The 25,379-nt window shown below is 71.0% G+C and carries 26 protein-coding genes and 1 pseudogene; 4 read left to right on the forward strand and 23 right to left on the reverse strand.

What is annotated here, in order from left to right; translation table 11 throughout:
* Window positions 1-2 precede the first annotated feature (2 nt).
* From NIE111_RS24845 to argC, 7 genes are all read right to left on the reverse strand, one after another.
* Window positions 3-1,214, reverse strand: a complete 1,212-nt coding sequence (locus tag NIE111_RS24845; RefSeq protein WP_238686756.1) for an argininosuccinate synthase — start codon at window positions 1,212-1,214, stop codon at window positions 3-5.
* Window positions 1,211-1,726 carry an arginine repressor gene (locus tag NIE111_RS24850; protein ID WP_238686757.1) on the reverse strand — a complete coding sequence of 172 codons (516 nt, stop codon included), beginning with the start codon at window positions 1,724-1,726 and terminating at the stop codon, window positions 1,211-1,213. Before NIE111_RS24850 ends, NIE111_RS24845 begins: the two co-directional genes overlap by 4 nt.
* Window positions 1,723-2,694 carry an ornithine carbamoyltransferase gene (gene argF / locus NIE111_RS24855; RefSeq protein WP_238686758.1) on the reverse strand — a complete coding sequence of 324 codons (972 nt, stop codon included), beginning with the start codon at window positions 2,692-2,694 and terminating at the stop codon, window positions 1,723-1,725. The genes NIE111_RS24850 and argF overlap by 4 nt, the downstream gene beginning before the upstream one ends.
* On the reverse strand, window positions 2,691-3,920 hold the full coding sequence (locus NIE111_RS24860; protein ID WP_238686759.1) for an acetylornithine transaminase: 1,230 nt from the start codon (window positions 3,918-3,920) through the stop codon (window positions 2,691-2,693). Before NIE111_RS24860 ends, argF begins: the two co-directional genes overlap by 4 nt.
* Window positions 3,917-4,822, reverse strand: a complete 906-nt coding sequence (gene argB, locus NIE111_RS24865; protein ID WP_091402003.1) for an acetylglutamate kinase — start codon at window positions 4,820-4,822, stop codon at window positions 3,917-3,919. Before argB ends, NIE111_RS24860 begins: the two co-directional genes overlap by 4 nt.
* A 114-nt stretch (window positions 4,823-4,936) precedes the next feature.
* Complete coding sequence (gene argJ / locus NIE111_RS24870) at window positions 4,937-6,109, reverse strand: bifunctional glutamate N-acetyltransferase/amino-acid acetyltransferase ArgJ (protein WP_238686760.1); 1,173 nt, start codon at window positions 6,107-6,109, stop codon at window positions 4,937-4,939.
* Between the two features lie 55 nt (window positions 6,110-6,164).
* Window positions 6,165-7,166 (reverse strand): N-acetyl-gamma-glutamyl-phosphate reductase, encoded by a 1,002-nt coding sequence (argC, locus tag NIE111_RS24875; protein WP_238686761.1) that lies wholly within the window; start codon window positions 7,164-7,166, stop codon window positions 6,165-6,167.
* A gap of 270 nt (window positions 7,167-7,436) precedes the next feature.
* On the opposite strand from argC, the pseudogene NIE111_RS24880 reads away from it, so the two are divergent.
* Window positions 7,437-7,676, forward strand: a pseudogene (locus NIE111_RS24880) (ISAzo13 family transposase); the annotation flags it as partial.
* Window positions 7,677-7,690: 14 nt separating this feature from the next.
* Here the strand turns inward: NIE111_RS24880 and sigJ are convergent.
* The 11 genes from sigJ to NIE111_RS24935 all read right to left on the reverse strand — a co-directional run bounded on the left by sigJ (window position 7,691) and on the right by NIE111_RS24935 (window position 18,468).
* The gene (gene sigJ, locus NIE111_RS24885; RefSeq protein WP_238686762.1) at window positions 7,691-8,659 is read right to left on the reverse strand and encodes an RNA polymerase sigma factor SigJ; all 969 of its coding nucleotides are present in this window, start codon (window positions 8,657-8,659) and stop codon (window positions 7,691-7,693) included.
* Between the two features lie 82 nt (window positions 8,660-8,741).
* A complete protein-coding gene (locus NIE111_RS24890; RefSeq protein ID WP_238686763.1) occupies window positions 8,742-9,476 on the reverse strand; it encodes an SDR family oxidoreductase in 735 nt (244 codons plus the stop codon).
* Window positions 9,477-10,196: 720 nt separating this feature from the next.
* Window positions 10,197-12,743, reverse strand: coding sequence for a phenylalanine--tRNA ligase subunit beta (gene pheT / locus NIE111_RS24895; protein ID WP_238686764.1), 2,547 nt, complete (start codon window positions 12,741-12,743; stop codon window positions 10,197-10,199).
* Between the two features lie 40 nt (window positions 12,744-12,783).
* Window positions 12,784-13,851, reverse strand: a complete 1,068-nt coding sequence (gene pheS, locus NIE111_RS24900; protein WP_238686765.1) for a phenylalanine--tRNA ligase subunit alpha — start codon at window positions 13,849-13,851, stop codon at window positions 12,784-12,786.
* 219 nt (window positions 13,852-14,070) lie between these two features.
* Complete coding sequence (locus NIE111_RS24905) at window positions 14,071-14,868, reverse strand: TrmH family RNA methyltransferase (protein ID WP_274531638.1); 798 nt, start codon at window positions 14,866-14,868, stop codon at window positions 14,071-14,073.
* A gap of 83 nt (window positions 14,869-14,951) precedes the next feature.
* Window positions 14,952-15,344, reverse strand: a complete 393-nt coding sequence (gene rplT, locus NIE111_RS24910; protein ID WP_030488429.1) for a 50S ribosomal protein L20 — start codon at window positions 15,342-15,344, stop codon at window positions 14,952-14,954.
* A 32-nt stretch (window positions 15,345-15,376) separates the two neighbouring features.
* Window positions 15,377-15,571, reverse strand: coding sequence for a 50S ribosomal protein L35 (gene rpmI, locus NIE111_RS24915; protein WP_007458415.1), 195 nt, complete (start codon window positions 15,569-15,571; stop codon window positions 15,377-15,379).
* 20 nt (window positions 15,572-15,591) lie between these two features.
* Window positions 15,592-16,242, reverse strand: a complete 651-nt coding sequence (gene infC / locus NIE111_RS24920) for a translation initiation factor IF-3 (protein ID WP_238686767.1) — start codon at window positions 16,240-16,242, stop codon at window positions 15,592-15,594.
* 369 nt (window positions 16,243-16,611) lie between these two features.
* Window positions 16,612-17,085, reverse strand: coding sequence for a PH domain-containing protein (locus tag NIE111_RS24925; protein ID WP_238686768.1), 474 nt, complete (start codon window positions 17,083-17,085; stop codon window positions 16,612-16,614).
* A 224-nt stretch (window positions 17,086-17,309) separates the two neighbouring features.
* Window positions 17,310-18,155, reverse strand: coding sequence for an ATP phosphoribosyltransferase (hisG, locus tag NIE111_RS24930; protein WP_030488425.1), 846 nt, complete (start codon window positions 18,153-18,155; stop codon window positions 17,310-17,312).
* A gap of 49 nt (window positions 18,156-18,204) precedes the next feature.
* Window positions 18,205-18,468: a phosphoribosyl-ATP diphosphatase gene (locus tag NIE111_RS24935; RefSeq protein WP_030335709.1), complete on the reverse strand. Its 264-nt coding sequence runs from the start codon at window positions 18,466-18,468 to the stop codon at window positions 18,205-18,207.
* Between the two features lie 133 nt (window positions 18,469-18,601).
* Here NIE111_RS24935 and NIE111_RS24940 point away from each other — a divergent pair, with 133 nt between their 5' ends.
* The 3 genes from NIE111_RS24940 to NIE111_RS24950 are packed head-to-tail and all read left to right on the forward strand — an operon-like array spanning window position 18,602 to window position 21,054.
* Entirely contained in the window at window positions 18,602-19,465 is an 864-nt protein-coding gene (locus tag NIE111_RS24940; protein ID WP_238686769.1) for an ABC transporter substrate-binding protein, read from the forward strand.
* Window positions 19,462-20,307: an amino acid ABC transporter permease gene (locus tag NIE111_RS24945; protein ID WP_238686770.1), complete on the forward strand. Its 846-nt coding sequence runs from the start codon at window positions 19,462-19,464 to the stop codon at window positions 20,305-20,307. Before NIE111_RS24940 ends, NIE111_RS24945 begins: the two co-directional genes overlap by 4 nt.
* A gap of 3 nt (window positions 20,308-20,310) precedes the next feature.
* Window positions 20,311-21,054, forward strand: a complete 744-nt coding sequence (locus NIE111_RS24950; protein ID WP_274531639.1) for an amino acid ABC transporter ATP-binding protein — start codon at window positions 20,311-20,313, stop codon at window positions 21,052-21,054.
* Between the two features lie 28 nt (window positions 21,055-21,082).
* On the opposite strand, the gene ribH is transcribed toward NIE111_RS24950, so the two are convergent.
* From ribH to ribD, 5 genes are read right to left on the reverse strand one after another with little or no spacing between them, the layout of a single operon-like run.
* On the reverse strand, window positions 21,083-21,583 hold the full coding sequence (ribH, locus tag NIE111_RS24955) for a 6,7-dimethyl-8-ribityllumazine synthase (RefSeq protein WP_210785464.1): 501 nt from the start codon (window positions 21,581-21,583) through the stop codon (window positions 21,083-21,085).
* A gap of 2 nt (window positions 21,584-21,585) precedes the next feature.
* A complete protein-coding gene (locus NIE111_RS24960; protein ID WP_238686771.1) occupies window positions 21,586-22,851 on the reverse strand; it encodes a bifunctional 3,4-dihydroxy-2-butanone-4-phosphate synthase/GTP cyclohydrolase II in 1,266 nt (421 codons plus the stop codon).
* Window positions 22,848-23,531 (reverse strand): nicotinamide riboside transporter PnuC, encoded by a 684-nt coding sequence (pnuC, locus tag NIE111_RS24965; RefSeq protein ID WP_238686772.1) that lies wholly within the window; start codon window positions 23,529-23,531, stop codon window positions 22,848-22,850. The genes NIE111_RS24960 and pnuC overlap by 4 nt, the downstream gene beginning before the upstream one ends.
* Window positions 23,531-24,175 carry a riboflavin synthase gene (locus NIE111_RS24970; protein WP_238686773.1) on the reverse strand — a complete coding sequence of 215 codons (645 nt, stop codon included), beginning with the start codon at window positions 24,173-24,175 and terminating at the stop codon, window positions 23,531-23,533. The genes pnuC and NIE111_RS24970 overlap by 1 nt, the downstream gene beginning before the upstream one ends.
* Window position 24,176: 1 nt before the next feature.
* Window positions 24,177-25,238 carry a bifunctional diaminohydroxyphosphoribosylaminopyrimidine deaminase/5-amino-6-(5-phosphoribosylamino)uracil reductase RibD gene (gene ribD / locus NIE111_RS24975; RefSeq protein ID WP_238686774.1) on the reverse strand — a complete coding sequence of 354 codons (1,062 nt, stop codon included), beginning with the start codon at window positions 25,236-25,238 and terminating at the stop codon, window positions 24,177-24,179.
* Window positions 25,239-25,379: the final 141 nt, after the last annotated feature.

The raw sequence follows: 25,379 nt of genomic DNA on the forward strand, positions 1-25,379 counted from the left end.
TGTCACTGTCCGGCACCGCCCAACCGGGCGTCCCGAGCGGCGGCCATCCGGCTCGGCAGCCCCCACAGCTGCACGAAGCCCTTGGCCAGGGACTGGTCGAAGGTGTCGCCGGTGTCGTAGGTGGCCATCCCGAAGTCGTAGAGGCTCGCCTCGGAGCGCCGGCCGGTCACCGTGGCCCGGCCGCCGTGCAGGATCATCCGCACCTCGCCGCTCACGTGCCGCTGCGCGTCGTCGATGAACGCGTCCAGCGACGCCTTCAGCGGCGAGAACCACAGCCCGTCGTAGACGAGTTCGCCCCAGCGCTGGTCGACGCCCTTCTTGAACCGGGCCAGGTCCCGCTCGACTGTCACCGCCTCCAACTCCTGGTGGGCGGTGATCAGCGCGATGGCGCCGGGCGCCTCGTACACCTCCCGGCTCTTGATGCCGACCAGGCGGTCCTCGACCATGTCGAGCCGGCCCACGCCCTGAGCGCCGGCGCGCCGGTTGAGCTCCAGGATCGCCTGGTACGGGGTGACCGTCTCACCGTCGATCGCCACCGGCACGCCGCCGTCGAAGGTGACCACGACCTCGTCGGGGTCGCGCTCCTGGGTCGGGTCGGAGGTGTACGAGTAGAGGTCCTCGACGGGGGCGTTCCAGATGTCCTCCAGGAAGCCGGTCTCCACCGCGCGACCCCACAGGTTCTGGTCGATCGAGTACGGCGACTTGGCCGACACGTCGATCGGCAGCCCCTTCTCCTCGGCGAAGGCGATCGCCTTGTCCCGGGTCCAGGCGAAGTCCCGGGCCGGCGCGATGATCTTCAGGTCGGGGGCGAGCGCGTTCAGGCCCACCTCGAACCGGACCTGGTCGTTGCCCTTGCCGGTGCAGCCATGGGACACGATCGTGCCGCCGTGCTTGCGCGCCGCCGCCACCAGGTGCTTGACGATCAGCGGCCGGGACAGCGCCGACACCAGGGGGTAGCGGTCCATGTAGAGCGCGTTGGCCCGGATCGCCGGCAGGCAGTAGTCGGCGGCGAACTCGTCGCGCGCGTCCACCACCTCGGACTCGGCGGCGCCACAGTCCAGGGCACGCTGACGGATGGCGTCGAGATCCTCACCGCCCTGCCCGACGTCGACAGCGACAGCGATCACCTCCGCGCCGGTCTGCTCGGACAGGTACGGAATGGCGACGGAGGTGTCCAACCCGCCGGAGTACGCGAGCACGACCCGCTCGGTCATGACGTGGTGTTCCCTTCAGCGGTGTCGTCCCGGCGGGCCCAGCCGGCGAGCTTGTCCCCGAGCGCAGCCCCGCCGGCGGCCTCACGGGCCACGACCAGGATGGTGTCGTCGCCGGCGATGGTGCCGACGATCTCGGGCAGGCCCGCCCTGTCCAACGCGCTGGCCAGGTACTGGGCCGCGCCCGGCGGTGTCCGCAGCACGGCGATGTTGCCGCTGGAGTCGACCCCGTTGAGCAGCTCGCGCAGCAGCCGTACCAGCCGGGCCGGCGCGGCCTCGGCGTCGCGCAACGGTCGCTGCCCGTCCTCGGGGATCAGGTAGACGGCCGGACCGTCGCCACCGCGCACCTTGACCGCGCCCAACTCCTCCAGGTCCCGCGAGAGGGTGGCCTGGGTGACGCCGACCCCGTCGGCGGCGAGCAGGTCGGCCAGCTCGGTCTGCGACCGGATCGACCGATCGCGGATCAGCTCCACGATCCGGGCGTGCCGGGCCGCGCGAGTCAGCGGCGCGGTCATCGCGGGCCCCCGGTGGCGGCATCGCCGGTCGCGGCGCCTCCCGTCGCGGTTCCCCCCAGCAGGAACGTCAGCAGCGCCTTCTGCACGTGCAGCCGGTTCTCCGCCTGGTCGAAGACCGCGCTCTGCGGCCCGTCGAGCACCTCGTCGGTGATCTCCTCACCGCGGTGTGCGGGCAGGCAGTGCAGCACTATCGCGTCCGGTGCGGCCTGACCGAGCAGCTCCTTGTTGACCTGGTACGGCAGGAACGGGGTGATCCGGTCCAACCCGTCGGACTCCTGCCCCATCGACGTCCAGGTGTCGGTGGCCAGCACGTCGGCGTCGCGTACCGCCTGGGCCGGGTCGGTCAGCACCCGCACCGACCCGCCGGTCTCCGCGGCGATCTGGCCGGCCCGTTCCACAACGACGGCGTCCGGCGCGAACCCGGCCGGGCCGGCGACCCGCACGTGCATCCCGGCGGTCGCCCCGGCCAGCAGGTACGACTGCGCCATGTTGTTCGCGCCGTCCCCCACGTACGCCAGGGTGCGCCCGGCCGTGCCACCGCACCGCTCCCGGATGGTGAGCAGGTCGGCCAGCAGCTGGCACGGATGGAAACCGTCGGTGAGCGCGTTGACCACCGGCACCGTCGCGCCCGCCGCCACCTCGGCGATCCGCTCGTCACCGTGGGTCCGCAGCACGATCGCCGCGACGTAGCGGGACAGCACCCGCCCCGCGTCGGCGAGCGACTCACCACGACCGAAGTGGGTGACCTGCGTGTCCACCACCAGGGGGTGCCCACCCAGCTCCGCGATGCCGGCGTCGAACGAGATCCTGGTCCGCAGGCTCTGCTTGTCGAAGAGCACCGCCACCGAGCGGGGGCCGACCAGCGGCCGGTGGCCGAACCGGTCCGCCTTCATCAGCGCCGCCAGGTCGAGGACCGCTGACTGTTCGACCGGCGAGAGGTCGTCGTCGCGCAGGAAGTGCCGGGTCATCGAGTCGTTCCCGTCGTGGTGGTCACTGTGGCTGGTGCGCTCTGCGCGCCGGCGGCGGCCGGGGCCGTCGCGTCCAGTGCGGCGGGCAGCGCCGCGAGGAAGGTGTCCGCCTGGGCGGCGGTGAGGATCAGCGGTGGGGCCAGCCGGATCACACCCGGCTGCACCGGGTTGACCAGGAAACCGGCCTCCCGCAGCGCCTCGGCCAGCACCGAGGCGACCGGCGCGGTGAGCGCCACGCCGAGCAGCAGACCGGCGCCGCGGACTTCGCCGATCAGCGGGTGGCCCAGCGCCTCGATGCCGCGACGCAACCGCTCACCGACCCGCTTGACGTTGTCGAGCAGGCCCTCGTTGGCGATGGTCGCCACCACGGCGAGCGCCGCCGCGCAACTGACCGGGTTGCCGCCGAACGTGGTGCCGTGCGAGCCGGGGGTGAGCAGGTCCGCGGCGGGGCCGAAGGCCAGCGTCGCGCCGATCGGCAGCCCACCACCCAGCCCCTTGGCCAGGGTGACCACGTCCGGCTCCACACCCTCGGCCTGGTGCGCGAACCAGTGCCCGGTACGCCCGACGCCGGTCTGCACCTCGTCGAGGACCAGCAGCGCGCCGTGCCGGGCGGTGATCCGACGGGCCGCGGCGAGATAGCCGGCCGGCGGGACCAGCACACCGTTCTCACCCTGGACGGGTTCCAGGATCACCATGGCGGTGGCCTCGGAGACGGCCGCGTCGAGGGCGGCGACATCGCCGTAGTCGACGTGGGTCACCTCGCCGGGCAGCGGCCGGAACGGATCGGCCTTGGCCGGCTGACCGGTCAGCGCGAGGGCGCCCATGGTGCGGCCGTGGAAGCCACCCCTGGTGGCCACCACCTGGGTGCGGCCGGTGCGCCGGGACAGCTTGAACGCCGCCTCGTTCGCCTCCGCACCCGAGTTGGCGAAGAACACCCGCCCCGGTCGGCCGGCGAGCGCCAACAGCAGCTCGGCGAGGGCGACCGGCGGCTCGGCCACGTAGAGGTTGGAGACGTGCCCAAGGGTCGCGACCTGCTTCGACACCGCCGCCACCACCGCCGGGTGGGCGTGACCGAGGGCGTTGACAGCGATGCCACCCACCAGGTCCAGGTATTCCCGACCGGCGTCGTCGACCACGACGGCACCGTGACCGGAGACCAACGCCATCGGCGGTGTGCCGTAGTTGTCCATCATGGACTGCTTCCACCGCTGCGCCAACGTGCTCATGTCGCGTCCGTCCCGTCTCCCGGCACCACCATCGTTCCGAACCCTTCCGAGGTGAACACCTCAAGCAACGTCGAGTGCGCCACCCGGCCGTCGACGACGTGCGCGGCGGGCACTCCCCCACGCACCGCCCGCAGGCAGGCCTCCATCTTCGGCACCATCCCCGACTCCAAGCTGGGCAGCAGCTTGGCCAGGTCGTCCGCGGCGATCTCGGAGACCAGGCTGGTGGTGTCCGGCCAGTCCGCGTACAGGCCGGCCACGTCGGTGAGCACGACCAGCTTGCGGGCCCGCAACGCGATGGCCAGCGCCGCGGCGGCGGTGTCCGCGTTGAGGTTGTGCAGCACACCCTCCACGTCCGGCGCCACCGTGGAGATCACCGGAATCCGGCCGGCCTCGATCAGGTCGGTCACCGCTGACACGTCGACCGACTCGACGTCCCCGACCTGGCCCACGTCGACCGGCACCCCGTCCACGTACGCCGGACGCCGCACCGCCGTGAACAGCCGGGCGTCCTCGCCGGAGAGGCCGACGGCGTACGGACCGTGCGAGTTGATCAGACCGACCAGCTCCCGGCCCACCTGACCGACCAGCACCATCCGGACCACGTCCATCGCCTCGGCCGTGGTCACCCGCAGACCACCCCGGAACTCGCTGGCGATGCCGAGGCGACCCAGCATCGCGGAGATCTGCGGACCACCGCCGTGCACCACCACGGGCTTCAGGCCGGCATAGCGCAGGAAGACCATGTCGGCCGCGAACGCCCGCTGCAACTCCGGATCGGTCATCGCGTTGCCGCCGTACTTGACCACCACCGTCGAGCCGGTGAAGCGCGCCAACCAGGGCAGCGCCTCGATCAACGTCTCCGCCTTGACCTGGGCGCGAGCCAAATCGCTGCTGAGACTCACCGTGCCGGCCTTTCGTTCGCGACTGCGGGACTCCGCTGCGCTGCGTTCCTCGCGCTCACGTCGCTGGCCTTTCGTTCGCGACTGCGGGACTCCGCTTCGCTGCGTTCCTCGCGCTCACGTCGAGTACGCCGAGTTCTCGTGCACGTACGCGTGGGACAGATCATTGGTCCAGATCGTGGCGGCCGACGTACCCGCGTGCAGGTCGATCCGGATGGTCACGTCCCGCCCGGTCAGGTCGACCTTCGAGCGGTCCTCGGCGGCGGCGCCACCCCGGCACACCCACACCCCGTTGACCGCCACGTCCACCTCGTCCGGCTCGAACGCGGCGGCGGTGGTGCCGACGGCGGCGAGGATCCGGCCCCAGTTCGGGTCGTTGCCGAACAACGCCGTCTTGACCAGGTTGTTGCGGGCCACCGTACGGCCCACCTCGACCGCCTCGTCCTCGTCCGCCGCGCCGACCACGTCGATGGCTATCTGCTTGGTGGCGCCCTCGGCGTCGGCCACCAATTGCTGGGCCAGGTCGTGACAGGCCGCGGTGACGGCGGCCGCCAGCTCGGCCGGTGTCGGCTCGATGCCGCTCGCGCCGCTGGCCAGCAGCAGCACGGTGTCGTTTGTGGACATGCAGCCGTCGGAGTCGACCCGGTCGAAGCTGACCCGGGTGGCCGCCCGCAACGCCTCGTCCAGCGTCGCCGGCCCGGCCACCGCATCGGTGGTCAACACGCAGAGCATGGTGGCCATCCCGGGCGCGAGCATCCCGGCACCCTTGGCCATGCCGCCGACCGTCCAGCCGCTCCCCCGGGCCACAGTGGTCTTCGGCCGGGTGTCCGTGGTCATGATCGCCTCGGCGGCGGCCGGGCCACCGTCGCGGGACAGCCCGCGGATCGCCGAGCGGACGCCCGGCAGCAGCTTGGGCATCGGCAGCCGCTCACCGATCAGGCCGGTCGAGCAGACCGCGACCTCACCGGCGCCGAGGATCAGCCGAGGGCTGACCGAGGTCAGCGCGGCGGCGGTGTGCTCGGCGGTGGCGTGCGTGTCCTGGAAGCCGGCCGGACCGGTGCAGGCGTTGGCGCCACCGGAGTTGAGCACCACCGCGCGGACCACACCGCCCTGCACCACCTGCTGGGTCCAGCGCACCGGCGCGGCCTTGACCCGGTTGGTGGTGAAGACACCGGCCGCGCCGGCGTCCGGGCCGTCGTTGACCACCAGGGCGACGTCCGCGCCGCCGCTGGCCTTGAGGCCGGCGGCCACACCGGCCGCCCGGAACCCCCGAGGGGTGGTGACGCTCACGGCGCCTGCCTCTCGTTCGCGACTGCGGGGCTCCGCTGCGCTGCACTCCTCGCGCTCACGGGGTGACTCCCCAGATCGACAGGCCCGTCGTCTCCGGCAGGCCGAGCATCAGATTGGCGTTCTGGACGGCCTGACCGGCCGCGCCCTTGCCCAGGTTGTCCAACGCGCTGAGCACGATCAGACGACCCGAGTCGACGTCGACGGTGGCCTGTAGGTGACACGAGTTGGAGCCGAGGGTGGCGGCGGTGTGCGGCCAACGGCCCTCCGGCAGCACGTGCACGAACGGCGCGTCCGCGTACGCCCGCGCCAGCACCTCCTGCGGGTCGACGCCGCGCGCCGGCACCGCGGTGACGGTGGCCAGGATGCCGCGCGGCATCGGCGCCAGGACCGGGGTGAGCGACAGGCCGGTCGCGCCCGTGGCCTGCTTGATCTCCGGTACGTGCTGGTGGGTGCCCACCCGGTACGGCGACAGGTCGCCCATCACCTCGCTGGCCAACAGGTGCGGCTTGGTCGCCCGGCCGGCGCCGGAGGTGCCGGAGGCGGCGACCACCACCACGTCGGCGGGGCTGGCCGCGCCGTCGGCGATCAGCGGCGCGAGCGCCAGGGTGATCGCGGCGGCGTAGCAGCCGGTGTTCGCCACCCGGGTGGAGCCGGCGATCAGCTCCCGCTGACCGGGCAGCTCCGGCAGGCCGTAGGTCCACTGCCCGGCGTGCGTGCCGCCGTAGTACTGCGCCCAGGCGTACGGGTCGGCCAGCCGGTGGTCGGCACCCAGGTCGACGATCCGCACCTCGGCCGGAAGCTGGGCCGCGAGAGCCGCCGACTGGCCGTGCGGCAGGGCCAGGAAGACCAGGTCCGCATCGGCCAGGATCGTCGGGTCGGTCTCGCCGAGCACCAGGTCGAGCCCGGTGAGCTGCGGGTGCACCACGTCGACGCGGTGCCCGGCCTGGCTGTGCGCGGTGGCGGCGACCAGGTCGAACTGCGGGTGCCCGGCGATCAGGCGCAGCAGCTCGCCTCCGGCGTACCCGCTCGCTCCGGCGACCGCGACTCGGATCCCCATACTCACCTCCGCATGACTATGCAGCGAAGATTAACAAGGACGACTCACGAGTGCAAGTTCATGCAGCACACTGCATGGTAATGAACAGATCCACTGTACGGCGGCGTGTCCCCCAGCCGACGATCATGCTTTGGCTCCCCGGGCTGTGGAGAGCCGATCTCAGTCATCCGGTAGGGGCGGGTGCATCGGGCGGGCCGGCCAAGCGACCGATCGCTTCCCGATCTGAGGCTCGTTGGTCTGGCATGCGCATCCCGGACGAGACCCGTGACCGATCAGGTCCTGGCCACCGTGCTCCACCTGCGGGCCACCCTGGCCGCGGAACCCCTCGCCGTGCTGTTCGGCACCAGCCGCAGCGCTATGCACCGCACCCTCCTGAAGAACCCGCGACTGCTCGCGGCCCACGGCATCACCATCGCACCGGCGACAACTCCGCCCACGACCCTCGCCGCCCTCCAGGACCGGGTCCAGGCACAGACCGGCGAGGACAACAAGATCAAAACAACGTGTTAATGATCTGCAATCCCTTAGTCGAGTGGCCAATTCGTCAGTTTCAGTGGATTAAGCATCAGCCACACGTTCGTGACACAGTCAGCACTGACGTCGAAGGTGGCCATCCCATATCGATGCTCCCCATTCCTCAGCATGTATCCGAGACCGTCAGCCGTGTCTCGTCGCTCAAAACGAAGAGCGGGTTGCTTACGCATCACTCCCACGAGCCACCGCGCCACATGATCCGAACCACGGATAACCTGAGGTGCGGCATTGACGAATCCGCCGCCATCTACTCGCAGTTCGACATCTGGGGCCAATACGCGCAACAGGTCTTCAATATTCCCTCCAACCGTTGCGTCGCGGAATGCCCGAACAACTCCATCATGCTGTTGAGGAGAAACTTGTGCTCGCCTTCCTCCTCGAACGTGCCGACGTGCGGACGTCGCCAATTGCCTTACGGCTCCTGGTGAACGGCCTACAACACTGGCAATCTCGCCAAACGGCACGCCGAATACGTCATGCAGTACGAACGTCACTCGCTCCGCTGGGGTCATGGACTCGAGGACCGTCAACAAAGCCATACTGACCGTATCATCGAGGGAAACGCGATCGAGCGGATCGGCGGCGATATGACTGGAGCTCGTTGGCTCCTTCGCTGCGTCCGCAAAGAGGTCAGATGGGACTGGCTCCGGTAGCCATTGTCCGACGTACGTCTCCCGTCGTGCCCGCGCGGAGCCCAGCATGTCGAGTGAGATACGGCTCGCAACTCGCATCAACCATGCAGCGGGCGTGGCAATCGCTTCGCGTTCCTCGGCCCCAAGGCGGTACCATCTGACATACGTCTCTTGCACAACATCTTCAGCATCGGCCAGGGTGCCCATCATACGAAAGGCCAGCGACATCAAACGGTGTCGCTCGGCAGCGACGGAATCGAGAATCCGCGATTCATCACGCTCGGCTCCTCCAAACCCTATGGATTTGGCAGGAAAGTCTTCCGACATTGGGCACCCTTTCCGACCTGAGCGCGGCATGCCTCAACTATCCTCTGACGGCCGAGCGTCCCATCGTCCCCTTATTGTGGTTTCAGGCGAGGGGGATTCCTGAAATGGGGTACCTCACAGTGCCTACCCGGTGAGCGCCACGTGGAACCATCGCATCGGGTGCCCCTTCCGCCTCCACGGTCACAACCTCGCGGTCGTCTCCGCGATCAGCCAGCGTGGCACGGAAGAGGTCATCGTGGTAGAAGCGGTCGGGTCCAGCGATCTCGACCTCGCTTCCCGGCTCCAATGTCGTGGCAGCCTCGGCGAGCAGCTCGATGACCTCGTCCAGCTCGACAGGCTGGATGACCGACCTGGGAGCGAAAACCTTTCCGTCCACAGAGTGCTGGTCAATGAGGATGGGAAGGTAGCTCTGGAACTGAGTGGCTCGAATGATGGTTGCGGGGATCGAACCGGATCGTGCGGCCTTCTCCTGCGCCACCTTGCCGAGGTAGTACCCAACCTCAGACGCGTCTCCTTGTCCGACGCCGACGATGGAGAGCAGGACGTGGTGACGCACACCTGCCCGCTTGCCCTCCGCATTCAGATTGTTGATCGCTCCCTCGAAGAACGAAATGGCCCCCTCCGCATCAAAGCGGGGGGTGTTCAGGACGTTCACGATGGTGTCGACTCCGACCAGGGCCTCGGCGAGCCCCTCGCCAGAGATCACGTCGATCCCGTCATCAAGTCCTCCCGAGACCACCTCGATGCCCCTGGCCTCCAGCTTGTCAGCAAGGGGGGAGCCGACACGGCCGCGCCCACCAGCGATGAAAATCTTCATTTTTCACTCCGTCCCCGGGGCACCGGTCGCCGCCCTCACCAATATGACGACGCAGGCCAGGAAGATGTCAGGCTCCGAGGCAGACCTCTTCTCAGAGCCCCTCAGCCGCTGCGACCGGCGGGGGCAGCTGGGGCGGACCTCACCGGTGAATGCGGGCCGTGGGAAGGGCTACGGCGCGCGCGTCGCATGGTAAGGCGTAGGCCAACACGAGGCGAATGTGTGTGGAGCCCGGTGTCGGCGTGATCGACCTCACCCGACTCCCGTTCGCGCCTCTCACGACGGGAGAACGACGCTTACCCCCCTCGTCGTCGAGATCACCTTCGACCTCGGTGACCTCCCGCAGGTATGCCACCTCGGCGTCATCCTGGCCTGGGCCCGTCATGCCCCCAGGATCGCATCCGGCGGCGAACCGCGCTGGGAGTTACGAGACGTCTCCTAATCTCCCTGGTCACGGCACCAACTGCCGGTGCCATGACATCGAGAACGGGCTTCCGTGCGGCGTCACTTGTCCATGGTCACCCGAACACATTCCAGCCAGTCCGTCCACGCAGGTACCCACGAGAACCTCCGTCGGGTGTCGTATTCAATCCACCGCCTGTAAAGGCCCTGGCCTGGTGAGAAATCACCAGGCCAGGGCCTTTGATCGCAGGTGCCCCGCCAGCGACTCGGACCCCGGACCCGCGGACCAAGAGATCGCGGGGCAGGGACGAGCCGATCCGGTTACGCGCCGCGCAGGGTGGCGCCGAGGCGTTCCGCCGCGACGGCGACCGCCGCGTCCCGTGCGGCGACCGCCTCCTCGACGGTGAGCGTCCGGTCCGGTGCCCGGAAGGTCAGCTTGTACGCCAGCGACCGGCGGCCGGCGCCGAGCTGCGCGCCGGAGTACACGTCGAAGAGCCGCACATCCTCCAGCAGTTCACCGGCGCCCGCCTCCAGCGCCCGGCGCACCTGCTCCGCCGGCACCGAGTCGTCCACCACCAGGGCCACGTCGATCAGCGCCGGCGGGAAGCCGGAGACCGTCGGCGCCGGCGTCACCGGGGTCGGCGGCAGCGTGTCGAGGTTCAGCTCCATCGCGCTGGTGCGGCGGGGCAGCTCCAACGCCGCGACCACCACCGGGTGCAGCTCGCCGGCGTGTCCGACGACCGAGCCGTCGACCCGCAGCTCGGCGCAGCGACCCGGGTGCCACGGGGCGTACTCGGCGGCGCGCACCTCGACCCGCTCGTCCGGGATCCCGGCGGCGGCCAGCACGTCACGGGCCGCCTCGATCGCGTCCGCCCAGCCGGCCGGTCGACCCGGCCCCCACCAGCCGGCCGGGTCCAGGTCGCCGGAGAGCACCACCGCGACGTGCACCGGCTGCGCCGGCACCACCGCGTCGGCGGCGGCGAACTCCTCGTCGGTGGGGCGCCGGTCCACGCCCATCGCCGGCGGGCTGCCGGCGCCGACGCGCGGGTGGAAGACCGCACCGATCTCGTAGAGGGCGAGGTCGCGGTGACCCCGGCCGAGGTTGCGCTTGAGGATGCCGAGCAGCGGGCCGAGCAGCGTGGTGCGCAGCAGCGGCTCCTCCTCGGACAGGGGGTTGGCCAGCCGCACCGCGGGCCGGCGCGGGTCGTCGGCCGGCAGGCCGAGCTGGTCGGCCAGCTCCGGCGACACGAACGGGTGCGCGAGCACCTCCACGTACCCCCGCTCGGCCAGCGAACCGGCGACGGCCCGGCGGCGACGCTGCCGCGGCGTCAGACCACGCCCGGGGGGCGCGGTGGGCAGCACCGACGGCACCCGGTCGTACCCGTCGAGGCGGACGACCTCCTCGACCAGGTCGGCCGGGTCGGTCAGGTCGGGCCGCCAGGTCGGCGGGGTGACGCTCAGCACCGTCCCGACGCCGCTGGCCACGCCGACCGCGCCCGGGTCCTCGGACAACCGGTCCGCGCCCTGCGCGACAGTGCAGCCGACCCTCTCCAGCAGGGCGACCACCCGCGCCGGCGGGTACTCGACGCCGACCCGCCGGGTCGGCAGGTCCGCCGGAAGACTGATCGGGGTACGCGGCCGGACGTGGTCGATGTCCAGGATCTCCGCGCTGGGCGTGCCCCCACCGTGCTCGGTGAGCAGCCGCACGGCACGCTCCAGCGCGACCAGTGCCACGGCCGGGTCGACGCCCCGCTCCCAGCGCTTCGCGGCCTCGCTGAACAGCTTGTGCCGGCGGGCGGTGCGCCCGACCATCGCCGGGTCCCAGTGCGCCGCCTCGAAGAGCACTGTGGTGGTGCCGGCGACGACCTCGCTGGTCTCGCCGCCCATCACCGCCGCCAGGGAGATCGGCCCGGTGTCATCGCAGATCACCATGTCGTCGGCGGTGAGCACCCGGTTGACCCCGTCGAGGGTGGTCAGCTTCTCCCCCGCCTCGGCGCGCCGGACCACCAGCGGCCCGGCGATCCGGTCGGCGTCGAAGGCGTGCATCGGCTGGCCCAGCTCCAGCATCACGTAGTTGGTGATGTCGACGGGCAGCGAGATGCTGCGGATGCCGGCGGTGACGAGCCGCTGCTGCATCCAGGACGGTGTGGGAGCGGTCGGGTCGACCCCGCGGACCAGGCGGGCCGTGAACCGGTCGCAGCCGACAGTGTCGCGGACCTCCACCGGGTACGCGGGCGTCTCGGTGCCGCCCGGGGCTGGCGTGAGGGCCGGGTCGCGCAGCGGCACGTCGAACGCGTGCGACAGCTCCCGGGCCAGGCCGCGCAGGCTCAGCGCGTACCCCCGGTCAGGGGTGATCTCCAGATCGAGGACGACGTCGTCGAGACCCACCACCGGGCGCGCGTCGTCGCCCGGCTTGGCCGTCACGTCCGGCCCCAGCACGATGATGCCGGAGTGGTCGTCGCCCAGGCCCAGTTCCTTGGCCGAGCAGATCATGCCCGCCGAGTTGTGCCCGTACGTCTTGCGGGCGCCGATGGCGAAGCCGCCGGGCAGCACGCCGCCGGGCAGGATCACCACCACCCGGTCACCCGGGGCGAAGTTACGGGCACCGCAGACGATCTCCTGCGGCTCACCGGTGCCGTTGGCGGCACCCACGTCGACCCGGCAGAACCGGATCGGCTTCTTGAAGCCGGTGAGCTCCTCGATCTCGCGGACCTCACCGACGACCAGTTGGCCGGTGACGGTCTCGGCCAGGTCCACAGCGGACTCGACCTCGATGCCGAGGTCGACCAGGGCCTGCTCCAGGTCACCGGTGGGCAGGTCGGCGGGGAGGTCGATGTACTCCCGCAGCCAACTGACAGAAACTCGCATGACTTCAGACCACCGTTCCCGTGTCTCGTACCCGCATCGCCTACGCCCCGGTCCCGAGCGCGCGGCTGAACCGCACGTCGCCCTCGAAGAGATGGCGGATGTCGCTGACCCCGTGCCGGACCATCAGGGTCCGGTCGATGCCCATGCCGAAGGCGAATCCGGAGTAGACCTCCGGGTCGACGCCGCAGGCGCGCAGCACCCGGGGGTTGACCATGCCGCAGCCACCCCACTCGACCCACTGCGGGCCGTCGCGGTGTTCCGGGAACCACACGTCGAACTCCGCCGACGGCTCGGTGAACGGGAAGTAGTGCGGCCGCCACCGGGTCTTCGCCTCGGGGCCGAACATCGCCCGGGCGAAGTGGTCAAGCGTGCCCCGCAGGTGGGCCATCGTGATGCCCTTGTCGACCACCAGGCCCTCGGCCTGGTGGAACACCGGGCTGTGGGTGGCGTCGATCTCGTCGGTGCGGTAGACGCGACCCGGCACGATCACGTAGATCGGCGGCTTGCGGCTGAGCATCGTGCGGGTCTGCACCGTCGAGGTGTGCGTCCGCAGGACCAGGCCGGAACCCTCCGGTGCGATGTGGAAGGTGTCCATCAGCCCGCGAGCCGGGTGGTCGGCGGGGATGTTCAACGCGTCGAAGTTGACCCACTCCAGGTCGACCTCGGGCCCCTCGGCCACCTCGTAGCCCATCCCGACGAAGAGGTCGCTAATCGACTCCATCAGGGTGCTCAACGGGTGCCGGGCGCCGCGCGGACGCCGGTCGTAGGGCAGGGTGACGTCCACCCGCTCCTCGACCAGCACCCGCTCGGCCTGCTCGCGCTCGACCACCTCGGCGCGCTCGGCGTACGCGGACTCGATCGCCCGGCGGGCCTCGTTGACCCGCTTGCCGGCGTCGGACTTCGCGGCCGGCGGCAGCGCGCCGATCTCCCGGCGCGCGAGGGAGACCGGTGACCGGTCACCCAGGTGCACCGAGCGCAGCGCGCTCAGCGCGTCCGGGTCGGCGGCGGCCTCGAACGCCTTCGTGGCGTCCGTGACGGCCTCGGCCAGGGCGGCGGGGTCGAGCAGGGCAACCTGCTTCGGGTCGTACGGATCGTTGCGGTAGCTCATGGCGTACGGGCACTCCCTCACGGCGGCGCCAGCCCTCACCGGGGCGGCTAGGCGAGTCTACGGACGCGCGGCTGTGCCGCAGCCCGCCGGTAGGAGTTGCGCAGGGAGCAGGTCAGGCCCGCCGCCCGCCGACACCGGCGGGCTGGCTAAACGAACGCCGTGTCGCGTTCATGGACGGACGCTCTCCCCTGCTGTCAGTCGCGCCGGAGGCAATCACCCTCAGCGCTGCGCTCTCGCTGAAGCGTACAGGCAGACCGCCGCGGCGGCAGCCAGGTTGAGGCTCTCCGCGCGCCCGTACAGCGGCACCCGCACCGTGGTGTCGGCGGCGGCGGTCAACTCCTCGGGCAGGCCGTGCGCCTCCGAGCCGAACAGCCAGGCGGTGGGCCCGACGAGCCGACCGTAGTCGGTCAGGTCGTCCAGGTCGTTGTCGCCGTACCCGGTGGTGGCGAAGATCGACAGCCCGGCGGCGCGCAGCGCGTCGACCACCGCGACCGGGTCGGGGGCGCGCACCACGTCGACGTGGAAGAGGCTGCCGGCAGAGGCTCGCACACACTTGCCGTTGTACGGGTCGACGGCGTCTCCGGCGAAGATCACCGCACCCGCGCCGGCCGCGTCGGCGGTGCGCAGCACGGTGCCGGCGTTGCCCGGGTCACGGATCTCGGCGAGCACCGCCACCAGCCGGGGCGCACCCGCGAGGGCCTGCTCCAGTGGGACGTCCAGGTGCCGGCAGACGGCGACCAACCCCTGTGGGGCGACGGTCTCGGTCAGCGCCGCGAGGGCATCGTCGGTCACCTCGGAGACCGGCACGTCGGCGCGGGCCGCCGTGGCGGCCAACTCCGGATACCTGTCGAGCGCGGTGGTCGTACCGAACAGTTCGGTGACCACCTCCGGCCGCGCGAGGGCCTCGCGGACCGCCTGCGGGCCCTCGGCCAGGAAACGGCCTGTGGCGTCGCGGTCCCGGCGGCGTTGCAGGCGGCGGGCGGCGACGACCCTGGGGGTACGCGGGGTGAAAGCCATGGTGTGCGCTCCTCCGGCACGATTGAGGCGCCCCCCGGACGGCGGTGCCGACACGGGAGACGCCTCGCTCTGGTGCGTGGGGATCAGGCGGCCTGAGCCGCCGCGCCGCCGGTGCCCTCGGCCGTGACCGCGGCCCGGGCCAGCTCGACGATCGCCGCGAAAGAGGCGGCGTCGTTGACAGCCATGTCGGCCAGGATCTTGCGGTCGACCTCGATGCCGGCCAGACGCAGGCCCTGGATCAGACGGTTGTAGGTCATCCCGTTGGCCCGGGCGCCCGCGTTGATCCGCTGAATCCACAGCTGCCGGAAGTCGCCCTTGCGGTCGCGACGGTCCCGGTAGGCGTACTGCATCGAGTGCAGCACCTGCTCCTTGGCCTTGCGGTACAGGCGGGAGCGCTGACCGCGGTAACCACTCGCGGACTCCAGCAGGGTACGACGCTTCTTCTGGGCGTTTACAGCCCGCTTGACGCGTGCCATCTCAACTCCTAATTACGTAAAGGTGGCGCGCGTCAGCGGCCGAGCAGCTTCTTGATGCGCTTGACGTCGGCCTTGGCCAGCACGACCGTGCCGGTCAGCCGGCGGGTCTGGGTGGAGGGCTTCTTCTCCAGGTTGTGGCGGAGGCCGGCCTGCTGGGCAACGATCTTGCCCTTGCCGGTCACCTTGACCCGCTTACCCATACCCGTGTGGCTTTTCATCTTCGGCATGTGGAACGTCTTCTCCCCTGTTACTCGCTGCTGGTGTCGGCGGCGAGGCCGGTGTCACCGGCTGCTGCGGTTTCGCTGACCGCTGCGGTCTCATCGGCTTCCGGAGCGGCGGACTCGTCCCCTGCCCGGTCCCGAGGTCCGCCGCGAGACGCCGTAGCGGCGACCGCGGAGGCCTTGACGGCCCGATGCGGGGCGAGAACCATGATCATGTTTCGGCCGTCCTGCTTCGGAGCGGCCTCGACGTATCCCAGTTCCGTGATCTCGGATTCGAGCCGGCGCAGGAGCCGGTAACCCAGCTCCGGACGGCTCTGCTCGCGACCGCGGAACATGATCGTCACCTTGACCTTGTCGCCCGCCTTGAGGAACCGCACCACGTGACCCTTCTTGGTCTCGTAGTCGTGCGGGTCGATCTTCGGCCGAAGCTTCATTTCCTTGATGACGGTCTGCTGCTGATTACGCCGCGCTTCGCGCGCCTTGAGTGCGCTCTCGTACTTGAACTTGCCGAAGTCCATGAGCTTGCACACCGGCGGGCGCGCCATCGGCGCAACCTCGACCAGGTCCAGATCGACGTCCGCGGCCAGCTGAAGAGCGCGCTCCAGCGGGACGATGCCCACCTGCTCACCCTCTGGGCCGACCAGTCGGACCTCACGTGCCCGGATCTGCTCGTTCACGCGTGGTTCGACGCTGATGGGGCCTCCTCGAGTCGTTTCTGCTCACTCGCCGACCCCTGCGGCTCCCGGGAGGGAACCGACCCGAAAAGCAGAAGGCCCCGGCGCATGCCAGGGCCCGCTCGACCGGTCAGCGCGATCACCAGGATCGCGCACCCGGCACCGGGACATGCCCGGAACCGGTGACCGGACCCGGCCACCGTAGCGGCGACTCGGGTGGGAGCAGGCGCTCCGCTTTCAAGGCTGTCTGCTCGCACGCGGAGACAGCCTGGTCGACTCGATAACACTACACCGGCGCCCCGGCGACCCCCAAACCGGGCACGACCTGGTGTTCAAAGACGCCCGGCAGGTCGGCGGGTCGGCCGCGCTGGGTCAGCGGCCGACGGCGCGTTCGGCGAGGCGGACCTGGTGGGCCTCGTGCAGCCGGCGCAGCGCGCGGACCCCGTCGACGGCCAACTCCTTGTCGGCGGCCTGCAACGCGACCATCGGCAGCAGGTCGTCGTCGTGCAGCTCCAGGCTGGCCCACGGCGCGCCCCGGTCGAAGCGGACGCCCCGGACAACCTCCCAGGGCAGCTCGTAGGAGCTGATGACGTTACGGACCCGGATGCTCCGGGCGTCCGCCTCCACCCGGGGACGGGTGAACAGCAGGAAGCCCAGCGCACCGAAGATGCCGAGGCCGATCATGGCGATCTGGTCGCCGCGCTGGAAGCTGCCGTAACCATCGCCGGTCGGGCCACTCAGCGAGGTAGCGACCAGACCGAACACCACCACCAGGGCGGCCGCCGCCGACCAGCAGACCACGCGGATGCGGCGGGGCTTCAGGCGGACCAGTTCGGTTTCACTCACCCCACCAGTCTGCCACCCGCACTCGTCCACCAAACGCACCACCCGCCGAGCCACCACCCCGAGTCCTGTGGCGGCCAGCCGCCCCAAGATCGTGCTCGATCCAGGATCCAGTGGCCTCCGCCGAGCTGGAGGCCACTATTTCCATGATCGAGCGCGATCTTCCCGGTCCGGGCGGGGCCGCGGGACGGGTCCCGCGTGCGCCGGGCCGCACCGGCCGGGGACGGTCAGAGGCGGCAGGCGTGGATGTTGGTGACGAGGATGGCGCGGGCGCCCAGTTCGTACAGCTCGTCCATGATGCGGTGCACGTCGTCGCGGAGCACCATGGCCTGCACCGCCACCCAGCCCTCGCGGTGCAGCGGCGACACCGTGGGCGACTCGATGCCCGGAGTGAGCCCGCTGGCCCGGTCCAGCAGACCGGCCGGCACGTCGTAGGCGAGCATCACGTAGCGGCGGGCCACCAGCACACCGTGCAGGCGGCGCAGCAACTGCTCGGCCTGCGGTTGCGCGGGCGCGCCGGCACGCCGGACCAGCACCGCCGACGAGCGCAGCAGCGGCTCACCGAAGACCACGAGGCCCGCCTGGCGCAGGGTCGCGCCGGTCTCCACCACGTCCGCGATCACGTCAGCGACACCGAGGCGTACGGCGTTCTCCACGGCGCCGTCGAGGCGGATCACGTCGGCCTTGACGCCCACCTCGCCGAGGTGCCGTTCGACCAGCCCCGGGTACGCGGTGGCGATGCGGTGACCGCCCAGCTCCTGGACGGAGGCGATGTCGTCGGGGCGGGCGGCGAAGCGGAAGGTGGCCCGGCCGAAGGCGAGGTCGACGACCTCCTCGGCCGGCGCGGCCGAGTCGATCAGCAGGTCCCGGCCGGTGATCCCGAGGTCGAGGTCACCGGAGCCGACGTAGGTGGCGATGTCCTTCGGACGCAGGTAGAAGAATTCGACGTCGTTGGCCTCGTCGCGGCAGACGAGGTCCTTGGGGTCGGTGCGCTGGCGGTAGCCCGCCTCACGCAGCATCTGGGCGGCCGGTTCGGCCAGGGTGCCCTTGTTGGGAATGGCGACACGCAGCATGACGGAGTGCTCCTTCGATCCGGTTGGCGATCAACAGGGGTGGGGGCACTCACAGATGTCGGTAGACGTCCTTGAGCTCGAGACCACTGGCGAGCATCAGCACCTGGACCTGGTAGAGCAGTTGGGAGATCTCCTCGGCGGTGCGCTCCGGCCCCTCGTGCTCGGCGGCCATCCACGACTCGGCCGCCTCCTCGACGACCTTCTTGCCGATGAAGTGCACGCCCTTGTCCAGCGCGGCGACGGTGCCCGACCCCGGGGTGCCGGCGGCGGCCTTGGCCTGCAGCTCGGCGAACAACTCCTCGAACGTCTTCACGGGGAACGATTCTTCCAGCCACCCGCGCGGCACCCCACGTCCGGGTCCGTCGGAATCCAGCAAGCGGACAATTCCCTACCAACATGGTGGGACAATTGCCTATCGATGCCCATGGAGCTCTACGCTGTCCGCCATGGCCAGCCGCTCACGTCTCCTCGCGCTCACCTTCGCCGGCGCCGTCGTCGTAGCCACCGCCGGATGCGCGCCACAGGACGAGAAACCCACCCCCACTGTCACCGCCCCGCCGTCCTGCGCCAAGGACAGCCTGCCCACGCGTACGCCGGGCAAGCTGACCATCGCCACCGACCAGCCCGCGTACGAACCGTGGTTCGCCAAGGACAAGCCGGACAGCGGCGAGGGCTTCGAATCCGCCGTCGCGTACGCGGTGGCCGAGAAGCTCGGCTACGCCCGCGCCGACGTCACCTGGACCAGGGTCAAGTTCGACACCGCCATCGCGCCGGGGCCGAAGGGCTTCGACTTCGACATCAACCAGTTCTCCATCACCGACGAGCGCAAGCAGGCTGTCGACTTCTCCGCGCCGTACTACCTGGTGCGGCAGACAGTCATCGCGTTGAAGTCCTCGAAGATCGCCGGCCGGAAGTCGCTGGCCGACCTGCGGGACGCCCGGCTCGGCGCGCAGGTCGGCACCACCAGCTACCAGGCGATCACCGACGTGATCAAGCCGACCGCCAAGCCGCAGGTCTACAACAGCAACGACGATGCCAAGAAGGCCCTTCAGAACGGGCAGCTGGACGGTCTCGTGGTGGATCTTCCAACCGCCTTCTACATCACCGGCGCGGAGATCACCGACGCGACGATCGTCGGGCAGGTGCCGCAGGTCGGTACGCCCGAGGCGTTCGGGTTGCTGCTGGACAAGAACTCCCCACTGACCTCCTGCGTGAGCGGGGCGGTCGGTCAGCTCACCACGGCGGGCACGCTGAAGGAGCTGGAACAGAAGTGGCTCGCGCAGGTGGCGGGGGCGGCCGAGCTGCGGTGACGCTACTGGATCATGTGCCCTCGGAGGCGCAACTGCGCCGGTCGGCGTACCGGCGTCGGCAGACGATCTACAGCGTGCTCGTCGCGGCGTCCTCGACGGCGGCGCTCGGCACGCTGCTGGTGATCGCGGTGACCGGGGCGCCGGGCTGGGACCGGGTCCGGCAGTCGTTCCTGGATCCGGAGATCGCCCGCGACGCGCTGCCGACGGTGCTGAGCGGGCTCTGGCTCAACATGCGGCTGCTGGTCTGCTGTGCGGTCGGCGCGCTGCTGCTCGGGCTGGTGATCGCCGTGCTGCGGACGCTGCGCGGGCCGGTCTTCTTCCCGGTCCGCGCGCTGGCCGCCGGCTACACCTACACCTTCCGCGGCCTACCGCTGATCATCGTGCTGTACCTGCTCACCCTCGGCGTGCCCGGCCTGCGGTTGCAGGGCATGCCGCCGGTGCTGGTGCTGGGTGGGATCGCGTTGGTCCTCACCTACGGCGGCTACCTCGCCGAGGTGTTCCGAGCCGGCATCGAGTCGGTGCACTCCAGCCAACTCGCGGCGGCCCGCTCGTTGGGCCTGAGCCACCGGCAGACGATGCGGCACGTGGTCCTGCCGCAGGCCGTCCGGCGGGTGGCGCCACCCCTGCTCAACGACGTGGTGGCGTTGCAGAAGGACGTGGGGCTGGTCTCCCTCGCGGGGCCGATCGACGCGGTCCGTGCCGCGCAGATCGCCACCGCCCAGACCTTCAACTACACGCCGTACGTCGTGGCGGGGGTGCTCTTCGTGCTGCTCGCCATCCCACTGATCGCGGTCACCGACTGGGTGACGCTGCGCGCGGCCCGCCGACAGTCGGGAGGCTGACCCATGGCGTTGCTGCGCTGTCGGGGTCTGCGCAAGGAGTACGGCGGGCACGCCGTGCTCGACCACCTCGATCTGACCGTCGCCGAGCATCAGGTGGTGGCACTGATCGGCGCGTCCGGGTCCGGCAAGTCGACACTGCTGCGCTGCGTCAACCTGCTGGACGAGTTGGACGACGGCACCATCGAGTTGGACGGGGAGGACATCTCCGATCCCCGGGTGGACCCGGACCAGGTCCGGCGGCGAATCGGCATGGTGTTCCAGGCGTACAACCTCTTTCCGCACCTGAGCGTGTTGGACAACATCACCCTCGCGCCGCGCCGCGTACACCGGCGGGGCCGGGCGGAGGCCGAGGCGCAGGCCCGGGAACTGCTCGACCGGGTGGGGCTCGGCGCCAAGGCGGACGCCTACCCGGACCGGCTCTCCGGCGGGCAGCAGCAGCGGGTGGCGATCGTCCGGGCGCTGGCCAACTCACCGCGACTGATGCTGCTCGACGAGGTCACCTCCGCGCTCGACCCGGAGCTGGTCGGCGAGGTGCTGGCGATGATCCGCGACCTGAAGGCCGACGGCATGACAATGGTGCTGGCCACCCACGAGATGGGCTTCGCCCGGGAGGTCGCCGACGAGGTGTGCTTCCTCGACGCCGGACGGGTCGTCGAGAGCGGCCCGCCCGAGCAGGTGCTCGGCGAGCCGACGCAGCCTCGTACCCGGCAGTTCCTGCGCCGGATCATCGAGGCCGGCCGTCTCTGAAGGCGGGCCTTCGGAGACGGCCGAGGCGTCAACCGCCGAAGCCGACCCGCTGGGCGTTGCCCGCAGCCACCGTCCGTACGGCCAGCGCCGCGTCGAGCGCCGCCACTGTGGCGGACCAGCCCTTGTCCTCCGCCGAGCCGGGCAGACCGGCGCGGTCGCGGGCCTGCTCGATGGTCTCCACCGTCAACACCCCGTGCGCCACCGGCTTGCCCTCGTCCAGCGCCACCCGGGTCAGCCCGTCGGTGACCGAACGGCACACGTAGTCGAAGTGGGCGGTGGACCCGCGGACCACCACGCCGAGGGCGACCACCACGTCGCAGCGGCGGGCGAGGGCCTGCGCGACCACCGGCAGCTCGACCGAGCCGGCGACCCGGGCGACCACGGAACGCGCGCCGCACGCCTCGGCGGCGGCCACCGCACGCTCCAGCATGTGGTCGGTCAGCTCGCCGTGCCAGCGGGCGGCAACGACCCCGACGGTCAGCCCCGCGGCGTCGACCGCCTCGACTCCCGGCTCACCGAAACCCGCCATCGTCATGCTCCGATCTCGTCGTTGGCGACCGGGCGCCCCAGCGGCGCCTCGGACACCTCGTCCAACTCGTCCAGCAGGTGACCCATCCGGTCCCGCTTGGTGCGCAGGTAGCGCATGTTCTCCGGGTGCGCGCCGACCGGCAGCCCCTCACGGCCGGTGATGGTCAACCCGTACCCCTCCAGCCCGGCCCGCTTGGCCGGATTGTTGGTCAGCAACCGCATCGACCGCACGCCCAGGTCGTAGAGGATCTGCGCGCCGGTGCCGTAGTCGCGGGCATCGGCCGGCAGGCCCAGGTCGAGGTTGGCGTCGACGGTGTCGCGGCCCAGATCCTGCAACTGGTACGCCTGCAGCTTGTGCAGCAACCCGATGCCGCGCCCCTCGTGCCCACGCACGTAGAGCACCACGCCCCGGCCCTCCTGCCCGACCCGCGCCAGCGCGGCGTCCAGCTGCGGCCCACAGTCGCAGCGCAACGAGCCGAACACGTCCCCGGTCAAGCACTCGGAGTGCACCCGGACCAGCACGTCCTGGCCGTCACCGAGGTCACCCAGCACCATCGCGACATGCTCGGCCGGGTCGTGCTCGGCGCGGTAGCCGAGCGCCCGGAACACCCCGTGCTTCGTCGGCATCCGGGCGTCGGCGACCAGCTCGACCTGCTTCTCGGTACGCCGACGGTAGGCGATCAGGTCGGCGATGGTGACCAGCGTGAGGCCGTGCTCGGCGGAGAACTTCTCCAGGTCCGGCAGGCGCATCATGGTGCCGTCGTCGTTGACCAGCTCGCAGAGCACGCCGGCCGGGCGCAGCCCGGCCAGCCGGGTCAGGTCGATCCCCGCCTCGGTGTGTCCCGGTCGGCGCAGCACCCCACCCTCGCGAGCGCGCAGCGGCACCACGTGCCCGGGGCGGGCCAGGTCGGTCGGGTCGGTCGCCGCGTCGGCGAGCAGCCGGCTGGTGTGCGCGCGGTCGGCCGCCGAGATGCCGGTGCTGACCCCCTCGCGGGCGTCCACCGTCACCGTGTACGCGGTGCCGCGCCGGTCCTGGTTGGTGTGGTGCATCGGCGGCAGGTCGAGCCGGTCGGCTTCGCTCTCGGTCAGCGCCACGCAGACGTAGCCGGAGGTGTAGCGCACCATGAACGCCATCAGCTCCTGCGTGGCCAACTCGGCCGCGAAGATCAGGTCGCCCTCGTTCTCCCGGTCCGCGTCGTCGACCACGACGACCGGCCGGCCGGCCGCGATGTCCGCGATCGCCTGCTCAATGCTTCCGAAGCTGGTCATGCGACGGCCTCCCGGTAGATGGGCGTACGGACGGTGGCCGCGGCGCGCGAGGTGCGCCACCAGGCGGCGAAGCCCCAGACGCAGAGGGCGCCGTAGATCAGGTACATGACGGCCGACGGGTAGAACCCGCCGCGCAGCAGCAGCGGCACCCCGACCGCGTCCACGGCGATCCAGAGCAGCCAGAACTCCACCCAGCCGCGGGCCATGCCGTACGTGGCCAGCAGGCTGCCGGTGAGGATCCAGGCGTCGGGCAGCGGGCCCCACGAGCCCAGGGCCTTGAGCAGCGGGTACGCCGCGGCGGTGCCGATCACGGCGGCCACCAGCAGCATCAGTCGCTCCCGTCCGGTGGCCCAGCGCGGAACGACCGCAGCCTGCCCACCGTCGGCGCGACGGTTGCGCTGCCAGCGCCACCAGCCGTAGACGCTGACAGCGAAGAAGAACACCTGCCGGCCGGCCTGCCCGTACAGGTCGTGCTCCTGCGGGGTGGCGAACACCCCGCCGAGGAAGACGGTGAGGAGCAGCGCGTTACCGATCATGCCGACCGGCCACGCCCAGACCAGCCGGCGCAACCCGAGCAGCGCCGAGACCAGCCCGAACGCGTTGCCGACGATCTCCCTGGCCAGCACCGGCGAGCCGGCGACGTGCACCTGCGCGTCCAGCAGCCAACTGAGCGGGCCCATCAGGCCACCCCACCCGGGTTCGCGGCCAGCCCGCTGGCGTCGGCGTCGGTGAGCCGGTCGCCGAGGAGCCGCTCGACGTACTTGGCCAGCACGTCGACCTCCAGGTTGACCGGGTCGCCGACGCCCTTCGCGCCGAGCGTGGTCAGCTTGAGCGTGGTGGGGATCAGCCCGACGGCGAACTCGTCCGCGCCGACGGCGGCGACAGTCAACGAGACACCGTCGATGGTGATCGAGCCCTTCTCGACCACGTACCGGGACAGGGCGGCGGGCAGCCGGAACCGGACGGTCTCCCACTGCTCGGCCGGCTCCCGGGAGATGAGTTCACCGACGCCGTCGACGTGCCCCTGCACCAGGTGCCCGCCGAGGCGGCTACCGAGCGCGGCGGCCCGCTCCAGGTTGACCGGGTCGCCGGGGCGCAGCGCGCCCAGCGCGGAGCGGCGCAGCGTCTCCCCCATCACGTCGGCGGTGAAGACACCGTCGGCCACCTCCACGACCGTCAGGCAGACACCGTTGACGGCGATCGAGTCGCCGTGCCGGGCGTCGGAGGTGACCAGTGGGCCGCGTACGCCCACCAGCGCCGAATCGCCTGCCGTCGGCTCCACCCGGACGATCTCGCCCAATTCCTCGATAATGCCGGTGAACATCTCAGCCCTCCCTTTTGCGGGGCAAAGCGGTGATCCGGAGATCCGGACCGATCTGCGTAACGTCGACGAACTCCAGATCGATGGCCTCGGCGATGGTGGTCACTCCCGCGTCGACCAACGCGGTCGGGCCGGCGCCGAGCAGCCGCGGCGCGACGTACCCGACGATCTTGTCGACCAGGCCGGCGTTCAGGAACGCGCCGGCCAGCCGGGGGCCGCCCTCCAACAGCACCGCGCGGACCCCGCGCAGGTGCAGCGCCGCGAGCAGCGCCGACAGGTCGACCCGGCCGTCCGGGCCGGCGCCGACCTCGTCGGCGGTCGCGATCCACGTGCGTGCGGCGCCGTCGCGGACCTTGGCGTCAGCCGGGGTACGCCCCGAGCTGTCCACCACCACCCGCAGCGGCTGCCGGATGGCCAGGCTGCCGTCGCGCAGGTTGCGGGCGGTCAACCGGGGATCGTCGGCGAGCACGGTGCCCACCCCGGCGATGACCGCGTCGACAGTGCCGCGCAGCGCGTGCACGTCGATCCGGGCCGCCTCCGAGGTGATCCACATGCTGGTGCCGTCCGCCGCGGCGGAGCGCCCGTCGAGCGTGGCGGCGTACTTCCAGATCACGTACGGCCAGCCCCGGCGCATCGAGGTCAGCCACGCGACGTTGCCGGCCTCGGCCTCCTCGCCGCGTACCCCCAGATCCACCCGGACCCCGGCGGCGCGCAAGGTGGCGGCGCCCCCGGAAGCGACAGGGTTCGGGTCGGGTACGGCGATGACCACACGGCCCACCCCGGCCTGGACGAGCGCGGAACTACAGGGGCCGGTGCGGCCGGTGTGGTCGCAGGGTTCCAGAGTGACGACAGCGGTGCCGCCCTTGGCCCGCCGCCCGGCCTGCGCCAGGGCGACGATCTCGGCGTGCGGCCCCCCGGCGTACGCGTGGAAGCCCTCGCCCACGACCTCGCCGTCCTCGTCGAGGAGCACGCACCCGACCACGGGGTTGGGGCTGGTGGTGCCGAGCCCGCGCGCTGCCAACTCGATCGCACGCCGCATCGCCTCATCAACGGAGACGCTGGCCATCGCGCTGCCCCTGCCCTCTCACTCGCCCGGTCCGCGCGCGGGCGGTCAGGGAGGCGGTGGCCATGGGGCCACTGGCAGGCGGTGGCGGATTCCGGGAACGGCACAGCCGCCCCCGGGGGGTCGGCACGGCACGCTGAAGCC

The organism is Micromonospora hortensis (genome assembly GCF_022230935.1).
In the GTDB taxonomy this organism is placed as follows: domain Bacteria; phylum Actinomycetota; class Actinomycetes; order Mycobacteriales; family Micromonosporaceae; genus Micromonospora; species Micromonospora hortensis.

Coding starts and splice junctions, on each gene's coding strand:
- NIE111_RS24845 (WP_238686756.1), bottom strand. CDS start 1,214: ATGACCGAGCGGGTCGTGCTCGCGTACTCCGGCGGGTTGGACACCTCC.
- NIE111_RS24850 (WP_238686757.1), bottom strand. CDS start 1,726: ATGACCGCGCCGCTGACTCGCGCGGCCCGGCACGCCCGGATCGTGGAG.
- argF (WP_238686758.1), bottom strand. CDS start 2,694: ATGACCCGGCACTTCCTGCGCGACGACGACCTCTCGCCGGTCGAACAG.
- NIE111_RS24860 (WP_238686759.1), bottom strand. CDS start 3,920: ATGAGCACGTTGGCGCAGCGGTGGAAGCAGTCCATGATGGACAACTAC.
- argC (WP_238686761.1), bottom strand. CDS start 7,166: ATGGGGATCCGAGTCGCGGTCGCCGGAGCGAGCGGGTACGCCGGAGGC.
- sigJ (WP_238686762.1), bottom strand. CDS start 8,659: ATGTCGGAAGACTTTCCTGCCAAATCCATAGGGTTTGGAGGAGCCGAG.
- NIE111_RS24890 (WP_238686763.1), bottom strand. CDS start 9,476: ATGAAGATTTTCATCGCTGGTGGGCGCGGCCGTGTCGGCTCCCCCCTT.
- pheT (WP_238686764.1), bottom strand. CDS start 12,743: ATGCGAGTTTCTGTCAGTTGGCTGCGGGAGTACATCGACCTCCCCGCC.
- pheS (WP_238686765.1), bottom strand. CDS start 13,851: ATGAGCTACCGCAACGATCCGTACGACCCGAAGCAGGTTGCCCTGCTC.
- NIE111_RS24905 (WP_274531638.1), bottom strand. CDS start 14,868: ATGGCTTTCACCCCGCGTACCCCCAGGGTCGTCGCCGCCCGCCGCCTG.
- rplT (WP_030488429.1), bottom strand. CDS start 15,344: ATGGCACGCGTCAAGCGGGCTGTAAACGCCCAGAAGAAGCGTCGTACC.
- rpmI (WP_007458415.1), bottom strand. CDS start 15,571: ATGCCGAAGATGAAAAGCCACACGGGTATGGGTAAGCGGGTCAAGGTG.
- hisG (WP_030488425.1), bottom strand. CDS start 18,155: ATGCTGCGTGTCGCCATTCCCAACAAGGGCACCCTGGCCGAACCGGCC.
- NIE111_RS24940 (WP_238686769.1), top strand. CDS start 18,602: ATGGCCAGCCGCTCACGTCTCCTCGCGCTCACCTTCGCCGGCGCCGTC.
- NIE111_RS24950 (WP_274531639.1), top strand. CDS start 20,311: ATGGCGTTGCTGCGCTGTCGGGGTCTGCGCAAGGAGTACGGCGGGCAC.
- ribH (WP_210785464.1), bottom strand. CDS start 21,583: ATGGCGGGTTTCGGTGAGCCGGGAGTCGAGGCGGTCGACGCCGCGGGG.
- NIE111_RS24960 (WP_238686771.1), bottom strand. CDS start 22,851: ATGACCAGCTTCGGAAGCATTGAGCAGGCGATCGCGGACATCGCGGCC.
- pnuC (WP_238686772.1), bottom strand. CDS start 23,531: ATGGGCCCGCTCAGTTGGCTGCTGGACGCGCAGGTGCACGTCGCCGGC.
- NIE111_RS24970 (WP_238686773.1), bottom strand. CDS start 24,175: ATGTTCACCGGCATTATCGAGGAATTGGGCGAGATCGTCCGGGTGGAG.
- ribD (WP_238686774.1), bottom strand. CDS start 25,238: ATGGCCAGCGTCTCCGTTGATGAGGCGATGCGGCGTGCGATCGAGTTG.